This is a genomic window from Caballeronia sp. BR00000012568055 (assembly GCF_029439455.1).
Lineage (GTDB): Bacteria > Pseudomonadota > Gammaproteobacteria > Burkholderiales > Burkholderiaceae > Caballeronia.
On record NZ_JAQFVG010000268.1, the window covers coordinates 66393 to 81515 of the forward strand.

Consider the following 15123-nt stretch of genomic DNA (forward strand, 5'->3'; position numbering starts at 1 on the left):
GCGCAACGATCTCCGTGTTCGTTTTCATAAGACATCTCCTCTTTCGAGGACGACGAAAAGTATCATTACTCGAATCGCAACGTATGCGCGGCAGCGCACAGTGGCTTTCCCCTCATAGTGTCGAAATATGCGGCGAAAAATGGTGTTATTCTTGGCGCCGCCAAAGAATCTAAAACAATCAATCAACAGACTTATTCCATGTTTGGTCATACCTGAATATTCCGACTCAGGCCGTTCAAATCGCGGTAACGCGTTTTGACCGAGTCTCGTCACAAACATGCAGTAAAGCGTTTTCGCCTTTGTTGTCCAAGCCACATAAGCGCGGATATTCTCAGGTTGAAACTCGTTTTTTTCGTTGGCCCACCGACAACTAAACATCGCCGAGTCAGATATTGGATCTGGCGTGGAGAAAAAGATGGTCAATCTTGCGGCAGGATTTGTCTGCTCGTTTATTGTGGTTTTACTCATCGTTCGAAGCTCGAAGCTTCACGGGGTGTTTTCGCTCGATCACGATCTGGGCGGAATACAGAAAAATCACGCATATGCGGTGCCGCGCGTAGGCGGCATGGGGATCGCGTGTGCGCTGGTCGCGGTAGTGTTGTGCGAGCCGCTGTGGATGAAAGCGCCGTTCCGGGAATCGGTGCTGCTGCTGGTCTGCGCCATCCCGGCGTTTGCGAGCGGTGTGATCGAAGATCTGACCAAGCGCGTCTCGCCGCGCGTGCGTCTGATCTGCACGCTGCTGTCCGCGCTGTGCGGCGCGCTGCTGATCGGCGCGGTGGTGAATCGCGTGGATGTGCCGGTGCTCGATCACTGGATGACCTTCGCGCCGCTGGCCATCGGCGTGACCATGCTGGGCGTGGCGGGATTTTCCAACGCGGTGAATATCATCGACGGATTCAACGGGCTGGCGGCGGGTGTGGCGATGGCCATCGTCGCGTCGATCGCATACGTGGCGTATTCGGTAGGCGACGAACTGGTGCTGAGCATGTCGCTCACCATGCTCGGCGCGCTGGCCGGGTTCCTGTTCTGGAATTTCCCCTCGCCTTCCGTGTTCCTGGGCGACGGCGGCGCGTATCTGACGGGCTTTATCATCGCCGAATTGCTGATTTTGCTGATTGCGCGCCATCCCAACGTGTCGGCGTGGTACGCGTGCGTGGTCGCCATTTATCCGACCTTTGAGACGCTGTTCTCGATCTATCGCCGCCGCGTGTGCGGTAATCGCGATGTCGGCCAGCCGGACGGACTGCATCTGCATACGCTGGTGTTTCGGCGGATCGTCGGCAAGGGACGCAACGCGACGCCGCGTCAGCGCACGCGCCGCAATTCGCGCACATCGACTTATCTGTGGGCGCTGAATCTGATCGCCGTGCTGCCCGCGACGCTGTTCTGGGATAACCCGGCGGTGCTGGCGGCGACTATCGTGGTGTTCGTGACGGCTTATGTGCGCATGTACGTGGCGATCGTCAAATTCCGCACGCCGCGCTGGCTGGCGTTCAGCGCTTCGACGCCGGTGATTACAGCGTCGGGCGAGCGTGGGATCATCGAGCGTCGCTGAAAATTACGCTGCATCAACGAAAAACCCGGTAGCCGAATGAACGGCTACCGGGTTTTTCTTTTTGCGGCGGCTTTTGTTGCGACGGCGGCTTTCATCAAGCCGCCGCCTGCATCGACTGATCAGGCCGCGCCGAGCATCAACGACGGCTGATACTTCTGCACCACGCCGCGTCCCTCCAGCCAAAGCTGGAACATCAGCACGCTCCACAACTCGCGCTGCCAGTTGCGCGCACCGGAAAGGTGCTCGGCCCACTTTCTTCGGATAACCGACGGCTCGAAAAATCCCTCACGCGCGATGCGCTTTTCATCGAGCAAGGCTTCCGCCCAGCCGCGCAGACGGCCGCGCAGCCATTCGCCGATCGGCACGCCGAAACCCATTTTCGGACGTTCGATCAACTCGCGCGGCACACGCCGATACAACACCTGACGCAGCGCCCACTTCGTCTGCGCGTCGCGCACTTTCATCGACTGCGGCAGACGCCAGGCGAATTCCACCACGCGATGATCGAGGAACGGCACGCGCGTTTCGAGCGATACGCCCATCGCCGCGCGATCGACCTTGGTGAGAATGTCGTCGGGCAGATAGGTGAGCAGATCGAGCACCATCATGCGATGCGTCGCGTCCATCCCGGCGAGTTCCGGCGCGTTGCCGCTCAACAAGGTCGCGGGTTCGTAACCGCCGATCACCGCAGGCACCGGTTCTTCCCACTGCGACATCACGCCGAGATAAAACTCGTCGAACGTTCGGCACTTCATCATGCCCGCGCCTTTGTGCAGCCTGTGCCCGACATTGCCGCCCGCCACCAGACCCGGCCGCACGCGCCGCGCGACATTCGCCAGTCCGTTCCACGATTCCGGCGAAATACCGGTGATGGCCTTTGCCGTCAGATTGCGCAAGGGCGCGGGCATGCGCGACATGCCGTTCCACATGCCCGGCGCTTGCTGATATCGCGTATAGCCGCAAAAAAGTTCGTCGCCCGCGTCGCCGGAAAGCGACACGGTGACGTGTTCGCGCGCCAATTGCGAAACCAGAAAGGTCGGAATCTGCGAGGCATCGGAAAAAGGCTCGCTATATAACTCGGGCAAACGCTGAAGCACGTCGATGGATTGATCGGCGGAAACATACATTTCGGTGTGATCCGTGCCGAGATGACGCGCGATTTCCTTGGCGTACTTCGCTTCGTCGAACGATTCTTCGTGAAAGCCGATCGTGAACGTTTTAATCGGCTTCGACGATTCCGCCTGCATCAGCGCCACGACCGTGGACGAATCGATTCCGCCTGAAAGAAACGCGCCGATCGGCATATCGGAGATCATTTGCTGACGCACCGAGCGTTTGAGCAAAATCTCCAGTTCATTCACCGCTTCTTCAGCGGTTCCGGAAAACGGCCGTGCCATTCCGTTCTGCGCGGCATCGACAGCAGACCAATAAGTCCACGATTTCGATTCGCGCCGTTCTGCTGAAACCGACAGCATGCAGCCGGGCTCCAACTTAAATAAGTCTTTATAAATCGAGTAAGGCGCCGGCACGCAGCCATATCGCAATTGAAGCGTCACCGCGCCGCGATCGATTTCATCTTCGAAACCCGGATGAACGCGCAGCGCATTCAGCTCGGACCCGAATAGAAATACGCGATCGCGCCCTTTTCCATGCCATCCGTAATAAAGCGGCTTTTCGCCGAGGCGGTCGCGCGCGAGCGTCAATGTGCGCGTTTGCTTATCCCAAACCGCAAACGCGAACATGCCGATACTGCGCTCAACCGTGGGTTGAATGCCCCACGCGTCAAAGCCGGCGAGCAAAGTTTCGGTGTCCGACGTGCTGCGCCAGTCCGGCGCTGCGCCCGCGTCCTGGAGCGACTTGCGCAGCCCCAGATGATTATAGATTTCGCCATTGAAGACGATCACGTAGCGGCCGCTGGCCGACGGCATCGGCTGATGGCCGGCGGCAGAAATATCCTGCACCGACAAACGCCGATGCCCGAGCGCGACCTGCGATTGCTGATCGATCCAGGCACCGTTATCGTCCGGGCCGCGATGCGCAATCGCATCCGCCATTCGTTCGATTATTAAATCTGCGTGAAAATCCGCATTCCAACATCCTCCCACGAAACCAACGATGCCACACATTCGCACACTCCTTGATTTTGCGTTTGCGACTCGTAGTTTTTGTTGTTCGACATGGCCGCAGCTCTCTCTGTTTTTAATCTCTTCCAGCCCATGCGCACGAATTCCCCGGAAAGGATTCGAAAGCATTGAATCTTGCTGTTTGCTAGGCTGGAGATACGCGCTCGGCTAAACTCTCATTCATGCCGATTCGATTTGACATTAGTCGAACGAAACACGCGTTCGAATTGTCGGTATGTCATTTATATTGCCCGCAGCGGTAATCGAGTAATTCACGCGATCCTGAAGATAAGTAGATCGCATGCACTCCATCTCATTGTTATTTCCGCGCGTCGATTCTACGTTCGTGGATTGAAAGGTTCCAGTGCCACTGGCTTTCAAATGCCGGTTAGCGTACACAAGTTTTTTCTCCTTCACTTGCGCGGCTTTTCGTCTTTTGATAGAGCGGCTAGCGGTATACCTTAATACCCGCCATCACGATTCTCTGAACGGATATTTTCGCGAGAATATCAGAGCCATTCGATTCGCCTTCGGACCTCGGCAAATTCCACTTGCAAACGATTGCTCATCGAATAAATCGCTGATTCTGCTTTTTGACCGTTCGGTTAAATCGCCGGCCGGTTGTGTGTTCGCGCACAGATGGTAAGCGCCTGCATCACTAAGGTTGTACGGCTTTTTTCGTCGGCTTGTCGTGAACGCTTATTACGATGATGCGCAAGCCGAACGTGGGGCACTTCAATCCGTTGTCTAGAGCACACCGCATGAAAGACATAAGAGTTGGGATTCTCACCAACGGCATGAGCGCGCCGGCGTGGGTGCAAGATATGTTGCGCATGAGCGTGGCGCAGGAAGGCGTGAAGATTTCACTCGTCGTTGACTATTCAATCGATGGCGCGCACGTGCGCCACGCTGATTCCGCGCGCACCCCGCTGCTCGATGCGTGGCTCGCCGTCGATAAGCGCCTGATCAAGGTGTCGCCGGATGCGTTCGAAGCGGTCGATATGTCTTCCGTGCTGGCCAACGCGCCCGTGCTGAACGTCAAAGTGGACGCGCAATCAAACGCCGAGCGCTTCGCACAACACGATATCGCGCAGATCAAGACGCATGACATCGACGTGTTTCTGCTGCTGGGCGCACTGCGTCCCGGAGATGACATTCTGAACGCGGCGTCGAGCGGTATCTGGTACTTCGAGCATGGCGATGGACAGCGAAGCCAGCAAACCACGGTCGGCATGCACGACATTCTCACCGACAGCACGCATACCGAATCCGCCTTGCAATGGCGCGTGGCCGGATCGAACCAGGCGCATACGTTGCAACGTTCATGGTCGGTCACGCATCCGTTTTCGATTCATCGCAATCGCAGTTATTGCTATTGGAAGACGCTGTCGTTTTTCCCGCGCAAGTTGCAGGAATTGCGCAGTATCGGCGCGGCTTCGTTCCGGCAGCGCTATGCCGCCGACCGCTCGCGCACGACGCCGGTGCCCGTGCGACGTCACGACAACGCGGTGAGCCGCAATGCGCTTCATATGCGGCAAATCGCTGGACTGGTGGCGCGGATTGCGGCGAGCAAGGTCGCCAATCTGACCACGCAAGAGCAATGGATGCTGCTCTACCGCTTCAGCGATGAAGCAACGCCCACGAACCCACAGACCTTCACCGAACTGGTTCCGCCGCGCGATCGCTTCTGGGCCGATCCGTTCGTGATCCGAAGGAACGGCGAGTACGTGGTGTTTATCGAAGAACTCGAATATGCGGACAATCGCGGCTACATTTCCGCGATCCGCTTCGACGCCAATCAGCAACCGATTCTGCCGCCGATCAAGGTGATTCAGCGCCCGTATCACATGTCGTATCCGTATCTGATCGAGCATGAAGGCGAGTTGTACATGATCCCGGAAACGCATCAGAGCCGCGCGATCGAGCTGTATCGATGCGTGCAGTTCCCGGACAAATGGGAACACGTGATGAACCTGATGGAAGACGTGATGGCGGTCGATACCACCATCTGGCGTCACGAAGGCAAGTTCTGGATGTTCGTCGGCATGCGCGATAACGAGCATGCTTCGCTCTCCGAAGAACTGTTCCTCTTCTCCGCCGATACGCTGCTCACGCAAAACTGGAAGCCGCATCCGCGCAACCCGATCGTCTCTGATGTGCGATGCGCGCGGCCTGCGGGCAATATCTTCGAGCACGAAGGCGCGTGGTATCGGCCGGCACAGGATTGCAGCGGCAAATACGGGCGCGCGCTGACCGTGCAGCGCATCGATGTGATCGATGACGAGACGTATCAGGAAACGCCGGTCAGTCGAATCGACGCGAACTGGACGCCTTCGATCGACCGCGTGCACACCTTCAATCGCGACGGCCAGTTGAGTCTGATCGACGGCATGAAAATTCATCGCAAGTTCAGGACGCCGGCATGAAGCAGACGCACCTTCAGGGCGAGAAGTCATCGACGATCTATACCATCCAGTATTTGCGCGCTTTCGCCGCGATTCTGGTGCTGATCTGGCATATCAAGGGCAAGAGCGCGCATATCGGCGGCGATCTGCTGTCGGGCTACGACTTCGGCTTCGCGGGCGTGGACGTGTTCTTCGTGATTTCCGGCTTCGTGATGAGCTTTATCTACAGCCGTTCGAAAGTCGGCTACCGAAGCCTCGCCACGTTCTGGTCGCGGCGCTTCGTGCGGATCGTGCCGCTGTACTGGCTGCTCACCTGCGTGGCGCTCGCCATCTATCTGATCGATCCGGCCAAGGTCAATTCGAGCGGCGGCACCACATCGATCTGGAAGTCGTTTTTGCTGATTCCCGGACCGGACAAGTTTCTGATCGAGAACGGCTGGACGCTCAGCTACGAGATGTATTTTTACGCGCTGTTCTCGTTCGCGTTCCTCTTCACCGACAAGCTGCGCGGCGCGCTTGCGGTGTGCGCGCTGATCGTCGCGCTGGGTGCGGGCAATCTGTTCCGGCCGATCGTGCCGCCATTTCTCACCGACCCGATCCTGCTCGAATTCGCGTTCGGCGTGGTCATCTTCCTGATCTTCGATCGCGCGTCGGGAACTTCAGGAATATGGATGCGGCGTGTCGGCGTGATCAGTCTGGTGGCGGGCGTGGCGGGTCTGATCGCGGTCAAGGCGCTGGACGCGCGATATCCATATGCGAAGGCGCTGACCGTGGGCATTCCGGCGGCGCTGATCGTGTTCGGCGTGGTGGCGCAGGAAAGCTGGCTGCGGCGCGCGCCGTCCGCGTTACTGGCGGGACTCGGCGACTCGTCCTATTCGATGTATCTGTTCCACCCGTTCGTGCTGTCCGCCGCCGCGATGATCTTTACGCGGCTGCATCTGGGACAGCGCGGCAGCGTGGTCGAAATGGCGTATTGGGCAATGGTCGTCGCTGGCGTGCTGATCGCGAGCTGGCTGCTGTATCGATACGTCGAAACGCCGCTGAACCGGATGGTGCGGTCGGCGGCATCGCGGATCGGCGGGCGCGGCGCGCAATCCGCGCGTGTGCCGACGGCGTAAGCGAGGTTCAGACCGCGTTCAGCAACATCTCGGCGTCTTTGACCGCATCGAATAGAGCTTCGATGGGCGTTTCCCGATCGATCACGCAGATATGCTCGATATCGAACGGCAAGGCACCGACGCCGACGAAGCGCACGGTGCCGCCGAAGCAGTCGCGCGCGCGGCCGCGGCGAACCGATGCGATGTAATGGGGAGTGACGTAAAGCGCGACAGGCATCATGGCTGGCCTCCACGATCGGCTTGATCCGAGCGGTGATCTTCGACGACGTCGGACCCGATCGGTGAAGCCAGTCTAGTCATCCACAATGCGCGGGAGCACCCTCGCTTCGGAGGGAAACCACCCCTCTTTTCGATGCCATCGGAACGCGCTAGACCGAATGTCCGAGCACGCGCGCGATGTAATGCCGTCCCCACGCTTCGCCATGCGCGATCGCTTCCGCGACGGTCTCGAACGGGCCGTGGCCGCCGGTCATCTCGCCGGAGTCATCGGCAAGTTTGCTGCCGTGCAGCGGCTGATGATCGAGCCGTGTCACGCGTACGCGGATAGCGTAGCGCTCGAGCGGTTCTGCAGCGTCTTCGTCGTCCGCCTGCGGCTCGGCTGGCTGCGGCACGGCGTCCAGCGAGAGCATGTAATCGCCCACTTCGATCTCTTTCTGCATGGCGCGTCCTCCGTCTATCCAGGCGATTGTGCTACCGCTTCGCTCATCCGAACAAGAACTTACACGCGTGCATAAGTGTGCATAAGCGTGCATTTCCGCCCGCGCATGTTATAAAGCCGCGACACTCCTCCGCTTTCTCTCGATGAACAATCGCTCTCGCCTGCTGCTCTCGCTCTGTATTCCGTTCGCGCTGCTCGGCGGCTGCACTTCGTATTACCGCAACGTCGAACTGTGCAAGGATCGCGTGCGCGCCGATTACCCGGACGCCGCCAGCGCGCCCCTCAAAATCACCGGTTCGGCGGCGAGTTATCATGGTTCGCGCGTGATCGTGCGCGGCCAGTTCCCGACGCCGCCGAAGCCGCCCGCCACGAAAATCACGCAAACGCAGGCCGCCGCCGAATGCACGTTCAGCGAGAACACGCTGACCAACTTCCAGTGGCTCGCCCCGGCGAAACTCGTTCCCAAGCCGCAACCGGAAGCCGACGCGCAATAAGGCCGCAATAAGGTCGCGATAACGCCGCACTAAGGCTTCTCGCCCGCTTTCCTGCCAGCAAAGGAGCACGCGCATGTTGCTCGCCCAGATCAGCGATCTGCACATCACGCCGCCGGGCACGCTCGCCTACGGTTGTGTCGATACCGCCGCCTACCTCGCCCGCGCCATCGATGCGCTCAATGCGCTCGATCCGCGCCCCGACGCCGTGATCGTCACCGGCGATCTGGTCGATGCGGGCGGTATCGGCGAATACGAGCAGTTGCGCGGCTTGCTCGACCGGCTGGCGATGCCGTGCCATCTGCTGGTCGGCAATCACGATGACCGCGCGAATTTCCGCGCGGTGTTCGGTGCGCGCGCGATCGTCGCGGACGATGGCTTCGTGCATTACGCGTTCGATGTGGCGGGCGTACGCGTGATCGCGCTCGATACGCTCGATCCCGGCTCCGGCGCGGGACGGCTGTGCGCCGCGCGGCTCGCGTGGCTCGAAGCAAGGCTCGACGAAGCGCGCGGCCTGCCCGTGCTGATCGCGATGCATCATCCGCCCGTGGTGACCGGCATCGGCTTTATGGACGCGATCCGCCTCGCCCCCGACGACAGCGCCGCGCTCGATGCGCTCTTGCGCCGTTATCCGAACGTCGGGCGGATCGTCTGCGGACATGTGCATCGGGCAATCACGACGGCGTTTGGCGGCACGATCGCGTGGTGCGCGCCTTCGACGGCGCATCAGGTCGCCTTGCAGTTGAAGCCGGACGGCGCGGACGCCTTTGTGCTGGAACCGCCGGCCTTCGGTTTGCATCTGTGGCGCGCGGAAACGGGATTCGTCACACATTGCCGAAGCGTCGATCAGGGCGACGGATCGCATCCCTTCTAGAAACGTACTCGATTGCTGCCAAAACGCAGCGAATCTTTCTCAAAATTCGCTTGACTGTCTTATTTTCTACCGTTAATTCTTAAGCGCGCACAAGATTCTTCTGATGGTTGCGCGTAGAAGAACGAAACGGAGATGAAATGGCAAGTGCAGTGAAGCATGCGGGCGTGCTCGCCCTGATGCTGGGCGGAAGTTCGATCGCTCATGCGGGATTTGATTGCAGCGGTTCGCACGGCGGCTGGCGCGTCACCAACTCGGATAGCTGGACCGGCACGGACAAGCTGGAGCACTTCGGCGCATCCGCGCCGTTCGGGGCGCTCGGCGCGTACGTCACGCGCGACACCGCGCATCCGGCTATTTACGGCGGGTTGCTGGGCACCGTGCCGGGTCTGGCGAAGGAAATCGTCGATGGCACCTGTCGCTCGGACGGCTTTTCCTACAAAGATCTCACCGCCGATGCCCTCGGCGCGTTTGTCGGCGCATCGCTGATGCATTGGGCGATCATGTATCAGCGCGATGCGCACAGCATGACGCTGGGCGTGCGGTATTCGAGCCGCTTTTAGACGCGCTTATAAAACACGCTTATCGGGCGAACGCTTCCATCGCGTCGAGCACGCGATCGAACTCCAGCGATTTATCGAAGAAATGGCGCACGCCGAATTGCAGGCAGCGCTCACGATACGTCGGCAACGCGTGATTGGTCAGCACGGCGACGAAGGCATCGTGCGTGCTGCCGCTTTCCTGAAGCCACGCGAGCACGTCGAAGCCCGAGCCGCGTTTTAATTGCAGATCGACGATCACGCCGTCGAAGTGCTGCGTCGAAAGCAGCGCGATGGCGTCATCGTGCGAATCGGCAAAAGCGGTGACGCGCCAGCAGCCGAGCGCGTCGATCGCTTCGGTCAGGCTGCGGCGGATCAGCGGCGAATCCTCGATCAGCAACACCGCGAGCGCGGAGCCGCGCGGCCGGTTCGTCGCGGTGCCTTTATCGGTGACGATGTGATTGCCCACGTCGGGCACCCTCCTCGCTACACGCGCCGTGCGACGCGCGTCAATCTATTCGATCAGCCCGTTCTTGATGGCGTAGTACGTCAGATCGGCGTTATTCGAAAGCCGCATTTTTTCCAGCACGCGCGCGCGATAAGTGCTCACCGTCTTCACCGACAGATGCAGCTCCTGCGCGACCTCCGTGGGAATGCGGCCGCCTGCGAGCTTGCAAAAAATCTGAAACTCGCGCTCGGACAGCGTTTCGTGCGGCCGTTCCGCCGCGGGTTTTTCCAGCTTGTCGGCCAGCGCATCCGCGATGAACTCCGACAGATACCGATGCCCGCGCGCCACCGTGCGGATCGCCCGGACGATTTCCTCGGGCGCGGCATCCTTGTTCAAATAGCCGTTCGCGCCGGCCTTCAGCAAATTGATGGCGTACTGGCTTTCGGGAAAGCCGGACAGCATCAGCACGCCCTGCTCGGGCCGAATCTGCTTGATGACGCGCAAGGTATCGACGCCGTTTTTATCGGGCATGGCGATGTCGAGCAACACGCAGTCGAACGCCTGCGCGCGAACATGCGCGATGGTTTCATCGCCGGTTGCGGCTTCGGCGGCGACTTCCATATCGGGTTCGTCGGCGACGAACTGCTTGAAACCGCTGCGCACGATCGCATGGTCATCGGCTATCAGGACTCGGATCATTCGCGCGATGCGCGGGGTCGCGCTGTGTCGTTGGTATTGCTGGTCATTCTAACTTCGTACTTCGCGCGAGTCTGCGTTTCAGCGACTCGCGCGGTCACAGTTCGATTAGCCGTCGCGGCCTTCGAGCAAGTCGGCCATATCGTCGGCGTGTTCTTCTTCGACCGCCAGAATCTCTTCGAACAGGCGGCGCGTGGTGACGTCCTTATCGCCGAGATAACGGATGATTTCGCGGTAGGTATCGATCGCAATACGTTCGGCAATCAGATTCTCGCGGATCATATCGATCAGATCGCGGCCTTCCTTGTACTCGGAGTGCGAACGCGACTTGAGGCTGTCCGGTGCGAAATTCGGTTCGCCACCGAGTTGCACGATACGTTCGGCGAGCGTATCCGCATGTTCCTGCTCTTCGTTGGCGTGTTCCAGAAACTCCTGCGCGACGGCTTCCGAATGGATGCCCTTCGCCATGAAGTAATGGCGCTTATAGCGCAGCACGCAGACGATTTCCGTCGCCAGCGAGTCATTCAGCAGCTTGAGCACGGTCTCACGATCCGCGCCATAACTCGAGGTGACCGGACCTTCATCCATATGCTGACGCGCATCGGCACGGATTTTTTCCAGGTCGAGAACAAACGCGTCGCGGGATTCGCGGGATTCTTGCGGGGCAGCTTTTGCAGCAGACGATTTAGCCATTTGATTCGCTCCTTGATTCTTCGAGATGGGTGAATGTTGGCGGTCGCTCGCTTGATGATCCGCTGATGCGGCGCTCCGGCCATCCAATCGAAAACGGACATGCACGTGGCATGCCCGCTTCTTTTTTCTTTAGGTTTCTTTAGCGCCGTACTGCGCGCATCAGCGCGTCACCCTCGGAACACGCCGAGCAGCAACGTGACGACAAACACCACCAGGAAAATGAAGAACAAAATCTTGGCGATTTCAGCCGCGCCCGCCGCGATGCCCGTAAAACCGAACACGGCCGCAATGATGGCGATAACGAAGAAAACTGCAGCGTAGTGAAGCATGGCTCCTCCTTGATTACTCGATCACGTTGGGTTTGCACCGCTTACCGAAGACTGGAAATTCCGCGCTATTCCTCGCTAATCGATGGCTTTTTTAGTGACGACGAACCCGAGCACCAGAAACACGACGCACAGGATCAGGAACAGCACAAACAGGAATTTCGCGATTGCGGCAGCGCCCGCAGCCACGCCCGTAAAGCCGAGCAGACCGGCGATCAAGGCCACGATGGCGAAAAACAAAGCCCATTTCAGCATGGTCGTTCCCCGTAGGATTGGTTGATGGAGCCATCGTAGCGAGGCTTTCCGGCGCGCACATTCGGGCTGGCTCCTTTTTTGCTGTGAGAATCGACTGACAACGGGTTTTAAACGGCTTTCAACCTAGAAAAATCATGAGCCACGTTTCGCGTGCTGCGTTTTCGGATTTGCTGCCAGAGCCGGCTTCGCCCGTCGCGCCTATTGCGCGACTGAACGGCTGGATGCATCGCTATAGCTGGGCGGTGGCGATGACGGTCGCCATCGTCATTACGGTGGGCGGACTGGTGATTCTGGAGTCGGGGCGCATGCGGATCGCGGGCGAATACGAGACCGCGCTCGACGCGAAAACCGCGACCGCGCAACTGTCCGCGTTGACCGCCGATTTCGCCACGCTGACCGCCGAACAACGCGGTTTCGCGCTCAAAGCCGATCCCGCGTACAAGGAACACTTCGAGCAGGCCGCCGCACGCGTGCGCCACGGTTTGATCGCGCTGGATACGTACTATCGGCGGATTGGGGATGACACCGCGCTTGCCAGCTTCGCGCAGATCAGCGCCGCCGCCGACGAGGAAATCCGCGATGGCCGCGCGCGTATCGCCGAATTGAGCGATACAGCGACGCCCCGCGCACAGGCCCTCGCCCTGCCGCCGCCGGACAGCAGCGCAACGCTCGATGCCGCGCTCGCCCTGCTGCGACTGAACGAAGAACAACGCGCGCAGCATGCGCTCGATTCAAGCCGCGCCGATCAGCGCATTTCGACCTTGTGCGTCGGCGCGTTGTGCGCGCTGAATATCGTGCTGTTTCTGCTGCTGTTCCGGAATCTCGGGATTCAGCTCGACAAACAGGATCGTGTGCAGAAGAAACTCATCACGCAGCAGGAAGAACTCGATCGGCTGGTTTTCGAACGCACCAAGCAACTCGAAGCGCTTGCGTGGCATTTGCAATCGGTCAGCGAGAACGAGAAAACGCAGCTCGCGCGCGAATTGCACGACGAACTCGGCTCGATTCTCACCGCGAGCAAGATGGATGTGGCATGGGTGCGCGGCAAGTTGAAGGACGCCGAACCCGCCATGGCCGACAAACTCACGCGCGCGCTCGGCAGTCTCGATCAGGGCATTCAGTTGAAGCGGCGCATCATCGAAGATATGCGGCCGACGGTGCTGGCGAATTTCGGTCTGGTTACCGCACTGCGCTCACTCGTCGATGAATCCGCGCAGCGCAACGGCTGGATCGTCGATTTCGATTTGCCGGGCGAGGATGTGAAGCTCGGTGAGGCGATTGAAATCGCGCTGTTCCGCGTCGCGCAGGAAACGCTGACGAACGCGGCGAAGTATGCGCACGCGAGCCGTATCGGCGTGGCCTTGACGATGGATGACGAGCAGGTGTCGCTGCGTATTGCCGATGACGGCGTGGGTATCGAACCGCAGGATTTGCAGCGCACGCATACGCACGGGCTGGTTGGCATGCGGCAACGCGTATCGGCGCGTGGCGGGCGCTTTGAAATCGAACGCACCGTGCCGCATGGCACGAGCATCAGCGTATCGATGCCGCGCGAACGCGTGGCCGCTGTCGTTACTGCAGTCGCCGAACTGCCGCTCACGTAGGACGATACTGACGCGAAATCCGGAGCGCGCCGACAAGGAAACACGAACGCGCCTACAGCCTCACCCATCGCGCTTTTTTATGATTGTTCGCACCGGAGGTCCTTCGTCGAAGGCCACGTAGATACGCAATCCGACTCCAAGGGGAAGACATATGACTCGAATCATCGCTATGCTGCTGCTCGCCGGCACCGCTATCCTCGCAGGCTGCAACACGATGGCGGGCGCAGGCCAGGACATCTCGAAGGGCGGCAACGCTCTGACCAACTCGGCTGAGAAGCACGAGTAAGTTTTCAGCGGTCGCATCCGCTATGTGTTTAAAAAGTTTTATTGCGTTGATGTAGTTCCCTGTCTGTCCGCCGCCTTCGGGCGGCTTTTTTTTGCCTGTTTTTCGCATGCTTCATGCGTTAAAAAACCCGCCGGGTTGAGTCGGCGGGTTTGGTTTGTGGCTTCAATCGATCACAGCGTATCGGGCAATTCGATGGCCGGAGTTTGCGTATTGCCACCCTGCGCCACCAGCACCCGAATCTTGTTCGGGATCACTTGCGACAGCGCATTGCCCGACGGCAACGTGGTCACGAGCCAATCCGCATTGTTGGTCAGATCGAACGATGCCGACGTGTAGATCGGCGTCTTCGAACCCGGCAGCGTAGCGATAAGAATGTACGTGCCGCCCGACACGTAGATCGAATCCTGCGTGGTCGCGGGCACGGCGTTCTTGTAGCCGATGCCGGCCATGGTCGGGCTGACGTTGGTGATATTGGTGCCGGGCGCGACGAGATACAGATCGACATTCTGCGCATTCGCCGATGCGTTGAAGCCCCGCACGCGCGCACTGCCCGACAGCAGGCCCTTGTCGAACGGATCATCGATCACTGCGATCGACGGCAGGAAGCCCGCGTCCGGCAACGCGATCACGGTGTACTCATGTCCTTTCGCGGCGTTGTTGATGCTGTTGTCGCTGGCGAGTTGCGTGGTTGTATTGACGGCGGCGTAGGAGAAGGTATGCGCGCCCGTACCGATGTTCGCGAAGTTGGTAACGGTCTTGTAGCTCAGGTTGGGTTGCAGGACTTTGCTGTTATCGTAGAAATCGACGTTGGGACCGCTTGGAATTGCGTGGATGAAATGGACTTGCGGGTCCGTGAGGCCGAGTTCCTTGCCGACATCATCGGAACTGCCGCCACAAGCGGACACCAGCGATGCAATGGCGGCCAGCGCCGTGACTGTGCGAATGAGCTTCATGTTTCCACCTTCCCGTTTATGATTTTTTAGCCCTCGACCGAGGGTGTCGAGAATCAGCAATCGATGTGCCCTTTGGTGGTGCAGAGGGCATCGGAAGGATTG

18 protein-coding genes are annotated in these 15123 nt (G+C 59.5%); 8 read left to right on the forward strand and 10 right to left on the reverse strand.

Translation table 11 applies throughout. The features are described 5' to 3' along the window. Positions 1 to 24: 24 nt before the first annotated feature. A complete protein-coding gene (locus P7F28_RS15915) occupies positions 25 to 468 on the reverse strand; it encodes a hypothetical protein (protein ID WP_277185627.1) in 444 nt (147 codons plus the stop codon). On the opposite strand from P7F28_RS15915, the gene P7F28_RS15920 reads away from it, so the two are divergent. Then, on the forward strand, positions 416 to 1555 hold the full coding sequence (locus P7F28_RS15920; protein WP_277185476.1) for a glycosyltransferase: 1140 nt from the start codon (positions 416 to 418) through the stop codon (positions 1553 to 1555). The genes P7F28_RS15915 and P7F28_RS15920 overlap by 53 nt on opposite strands. Before the next feature lie 119 nt (positions 1556 to 1674). Here P7F28_RS15920 and asnB read toward each other — a convergent pair whose 3' ends face one another. Continuing rightward, positions 1675 to 3681 (reverse strand): asparagine synthase (glutamine-hydrolyzing), encoded by a 2007-nt coding sequence (gene asnB / locus P7F28_RS15925; protein ID WP_277185477.1) that lies wholly within the window; start codon positions 3679 to 3681, stop codon positions 1675 to 1677. Between the two features lie 758 nt (positions 3682 to 4439). Here asnB and P7F28_RS15930 point away from each other — a divergent pair. Both P7F28_RS15930 and P7F28_RS15935 read left to right on the forward strand, forming a co-directional pair. Further along, complete coding sequence (locus P7F28_RS15930) at positions 4440 to 6104, forward strand: hypothetical protein (RefSeq protein ID WP_277185478.1); 1665 nt, start codon at positions 4440 to 4442, stop codon at positions 6102 to 6104. Further along, positions 6101 to 7201, forward strand: a complete 1101-nt coding sequence (locus P7F28_RS15935; RefSeq protein ID WP_277185479.1) for an acyltransferase — start codon at positions 6101 to 6103, stop codon at positions 7199 to 7201. The genes P7F28_RS15930 and P7F28_RS15935 overlap by 4 nt, the downstream gene beginning before the upstream one ends. 7 nt (positions 7202 to 7208) lie before the next feature. Here the strand turns inward: P7F28_RS15935 and P7F28_RS15940 are convergent, their stop codons facing one another. Next, entirely contained in the window at positions 7209 to 7421 is a 213-nt protein-coding gene (locus tag P7F28_RS15940) for a hypothetical protein (protein ID WP_277185480.1), read from the reverse strand. Positions 7422 to 7569: 148 nt separating this feature from the next. Continuing rightward, positions 7570 to 7860, reverse strand: a complete 291-nt coding sequence (locus P7F28_RS15945) for a hypothetical protein (protein WP_277185481.1) — start codon at positions 7858 to 7860, stop codon at positions 7570 to 7572. A gap of 142 nt (positions 7861 to 8002) precedes the next feature. Between P7F28_RS15945 and P7F28_RS15950 the strand changes: the two genes are divergently transcribed. The 3 genes from P7F28_RS15950 to P7F28_RS15960 all read left to right on the forward strand — a co-directional run bounded on the left by P7F28_RS15950 (position 8003) and on the right by P7F28_RS15960 (position 9784). Continuing rightward, positions 8003 to 8353 (forward strand): hypothetical protein, encoded by a 351-nt coding sequence (locus P7F28_RS15950; protein WP_277185482.1) that lies wholly within the window; start codon positions 8003 to 8005, stop codon positions 8351 to 8353. Between the two features lie 73 nt (positions 8354 to 8426). Further along, positions 8427 to 9224, forward strand: coding sequence for a phosphodiesterase (locus P7F28_RS15955; RefSeq protein WP_277185483.1), 798 nt, complete (start codon positions 8427 to 8429; stop codon positions 9222 to 9224). Positions 9225 to 9361: 137 nt separating this feature from the next. Further along, the gene (locus tag P7F28_RS15960) at positions 9362 to 9784 is read left to right on the forward strand and encodes a hypothetical protein (RefSeq protein ID WP_277185484.1); all 423 of its coding nucleotides are present in this window, start codon (positions 9362 to 9364) and stop codon (positions 9782 to 9784) included. Between the two features lie 19 nt (positions 9785 to 9803). Here P7F28_RS15960 and P7F28_RS15965 read toward each other — a convergent pair whose 3' ends face one another. The 5 genes from P7F28_RS15965 to P7F28_RS15985 form a co-directional block, all read right to left on the reverse strand. Further along, complete coding sequence (locus P7F28_RS15965; protein ID WP_277185485.1) at positions 9804 to 10229, reverse strand: response regulator; 426 nt, start codon at positions 10227 to 10229, stop codon at positions 9804 to 9806. A gap of 45 nt (positions 10230 to 10274) precedes the next feature. After that, a complete protein-coding gene (locus P7F28_RS15970) occupies positions 10275 to 10907 on the reverse strand; it encodes a response regulator transcription factor (protein ID WP_277185486.1) in 633 nt (210 codons plus the stop codon). 105 nt (positions 10908 to 11012) lie between these two features. Beyond that, positions 11013 to 11597: a bacterioferritin gene (locus P7F28_RS15975; RefSeq protein WP_277185487.1), complete on the reverse strand. Its 585-nt coding sequence runs from the start codon at positions 11595 to 11597 to the stop codon at positions 11013 to 11015. Positions 11598 to 11764: 167 nt separating this feature from the next. Then, on the reverse strand, positions 11765 to 11926 hold the full coding sequence (locus P7F28_RS15980; RefSeq protein ID WP_277185488.1) for a DUF1328 family protein: 162 nt from the start codon (positions 11924 to 11926) through the stop codon (positions 11765 to 11767). Between the two features lie 75 nt (positions 11927 to 12001). Continuing rightward, positions 12002 to 12178, reverse strand: coding sequence for a DUF1328 domain-containing protein (locus P7F28_RS15985; protein ID WP_277185489.1), 177 nt, complete (start codon positions 12176 to 12178; stop codon positions 12002 to 12004). A 134-nt stretch (positions 12179 to 12312) separates the two neighbouring features. On the opposite strand from P7F28_RS15985, the gene P7F28_RS15990 reads away from it, so the two are divergent. Further along, positions 12313 to 13782, forward strand: a complete 1470-nt coding sequence (locus P7F28_RS15990; protein ID WP_277185490.1) for a sensor histidine kinase — start codon at positions 12313 to 12315, stop codon at positions 13780 to 13782. A gap of 151 nt (positions 13783 to 13933) precedes the next feature. Continuing rightward, positions 13934 to 14068, forward strand: a complete 135-nt coding sequence (locus P7F28_RS15995; RefSeq protein ID WP_277185491.1) for an entericidin A/B family lipoprotein — start codon at positions 13934 to 13936, stop codon at positions 14066 to 14068. Positions 14069 to 14238: 170 nt separating this feature from the next. On the opposite strand, the gene P7F28_RS16000 is transcribed toward P7F28_RS15995, so the two are convergent. Then, a complete protein-coding gene (locus tag P7F28_RS16000) occupies positions 14239 to 15021 on the reverse strand; it encodes a DUF4397 domain-containing protein (protein ID WP_277185492.1) in 783 nt (260 codons plus the stop codon). Between the last annotated feature and the right edge of the window lie 102 nt (positions 15022 to 15123).

Bases quoted from the DNA above. Each gene is read 5' to 3' on its own strand.
- P7F28_RS15920 (WP_277185476.1), top strand. From the start codon at position 416: ATGGTCAATCTTGCGGCAGGATTTGTCTGCTCGTTTATTGTGGTTTTA.
- P7F28_RS15915 (WP_277185627.1), bottom strand. From the start codon at position 468: ATGAGTAAAACCACAATAAACGAGCAGACAAATCCTGCCGCAAGATTG.
- P7F28_RS15995 (WP_277185491.1), top strand. From the start codon at position 13,934: ATGACTCGAATCATCGCTATGCTGCTGCTCGCCGGCACCGCTATCCTC.
- P7F28_RS15980 (WP_277185488.1), bottom strand. From the start codon at position 11,926: ATGCTTCACTACGCTGCAGTTTTCTTCGTTATCGCCATCATTGCGGCC.
- P7F28_RS15955 (WP_277185483.1), top strand. From the start codon at position 8,427: ATGTTGCTCGCCCAGATCAGCGATCTGCACATCACGCCGCCGGGCACG.
- P7F28_RS15975 (WP_277185487.1), bottom strand. From the start codon at position 11,597: ATGGCTAAATCGTCTGCTGCAAAAGCTGCCCCGCAAGAATCCCGCGAA.
- P7F28_RS15930 (WP_277185478.1), top strand. From the start codon at position 4,440: ATGAAAGACATAAGAGTTGGGATTCTCACCAACGGCATGAGCGCGCCG.
- P7F28_RS15940 (WP_277185480.1), bottom strand. From the start codon at position 7,421: ATGATGCCTGTCGCGCTTTACGTCACTCCCCATTACATCGCATCGGTT.
- P7F28_RS15935 (WP_277185479.1), top strand. From the start codon at position 6,101: ATGAAGCAGACGCACCTTCAGGGCGAGAAGTCATCGACGATCTATACC.
- P7F28_RS15985 (WP_277185489.1), bottom strand. From the start codon at position 12,178: ATGCTGAAATGGGCTTTGTTTTTCGCCATCGTGGCCTTGATCGCCGGT.
- asnB (WP_277185477.1), bottom strand. From the start codon at position 3,681: ATGTGTGGCATCGTTGGTTTCGTGGGAGGATGTTGGAATGCGGATTTT.
- P7F28_RS15970 (WP_277185486.1), bottom strand. From the start codon at position 10,907: ATGATCCGAGTCCTGATAGCCGATGACCATGCGATCGTGCGCAGCGGT.
- P7F28_RS15990 (WP_277185490.1), top strand. From the start codon at position 12,313: ATGAGCCACGTTTCGCGTGCTGCGTTTTCGGATTTGCTGCCAGAGCCG.
- P7F28_RS15960 (WP_277185484.1), top strand. From the start codon at position 9,362: ATGGCAAGTGCAGTGAAGCATGCGGGCGTGCTCGCCCTGATGCTGGGC.
- P7F28_RS15950 (WP_277185482.1), top strand. From the start codon at position 8,003: ATGAACAATCGCTCTCGCCTGCTGCTCTCGCTCTGTATTCCGTTCGCG.
- P7F28_RS16000 (WP_277185492.1), bottom strand. From the start codon at position 15,021: ATGAAGCTCATTCGCACAGTCACGGCGCTGGCCGCCATTGCATCGCTG.
- P7F28_RS15945 (WP_277185481.1), bottom strand. From the start codon at position 7,860: ATGCAGAAAGAGATCGAAGTGGGCGATTACATGCTCTCGCTGGACGCC.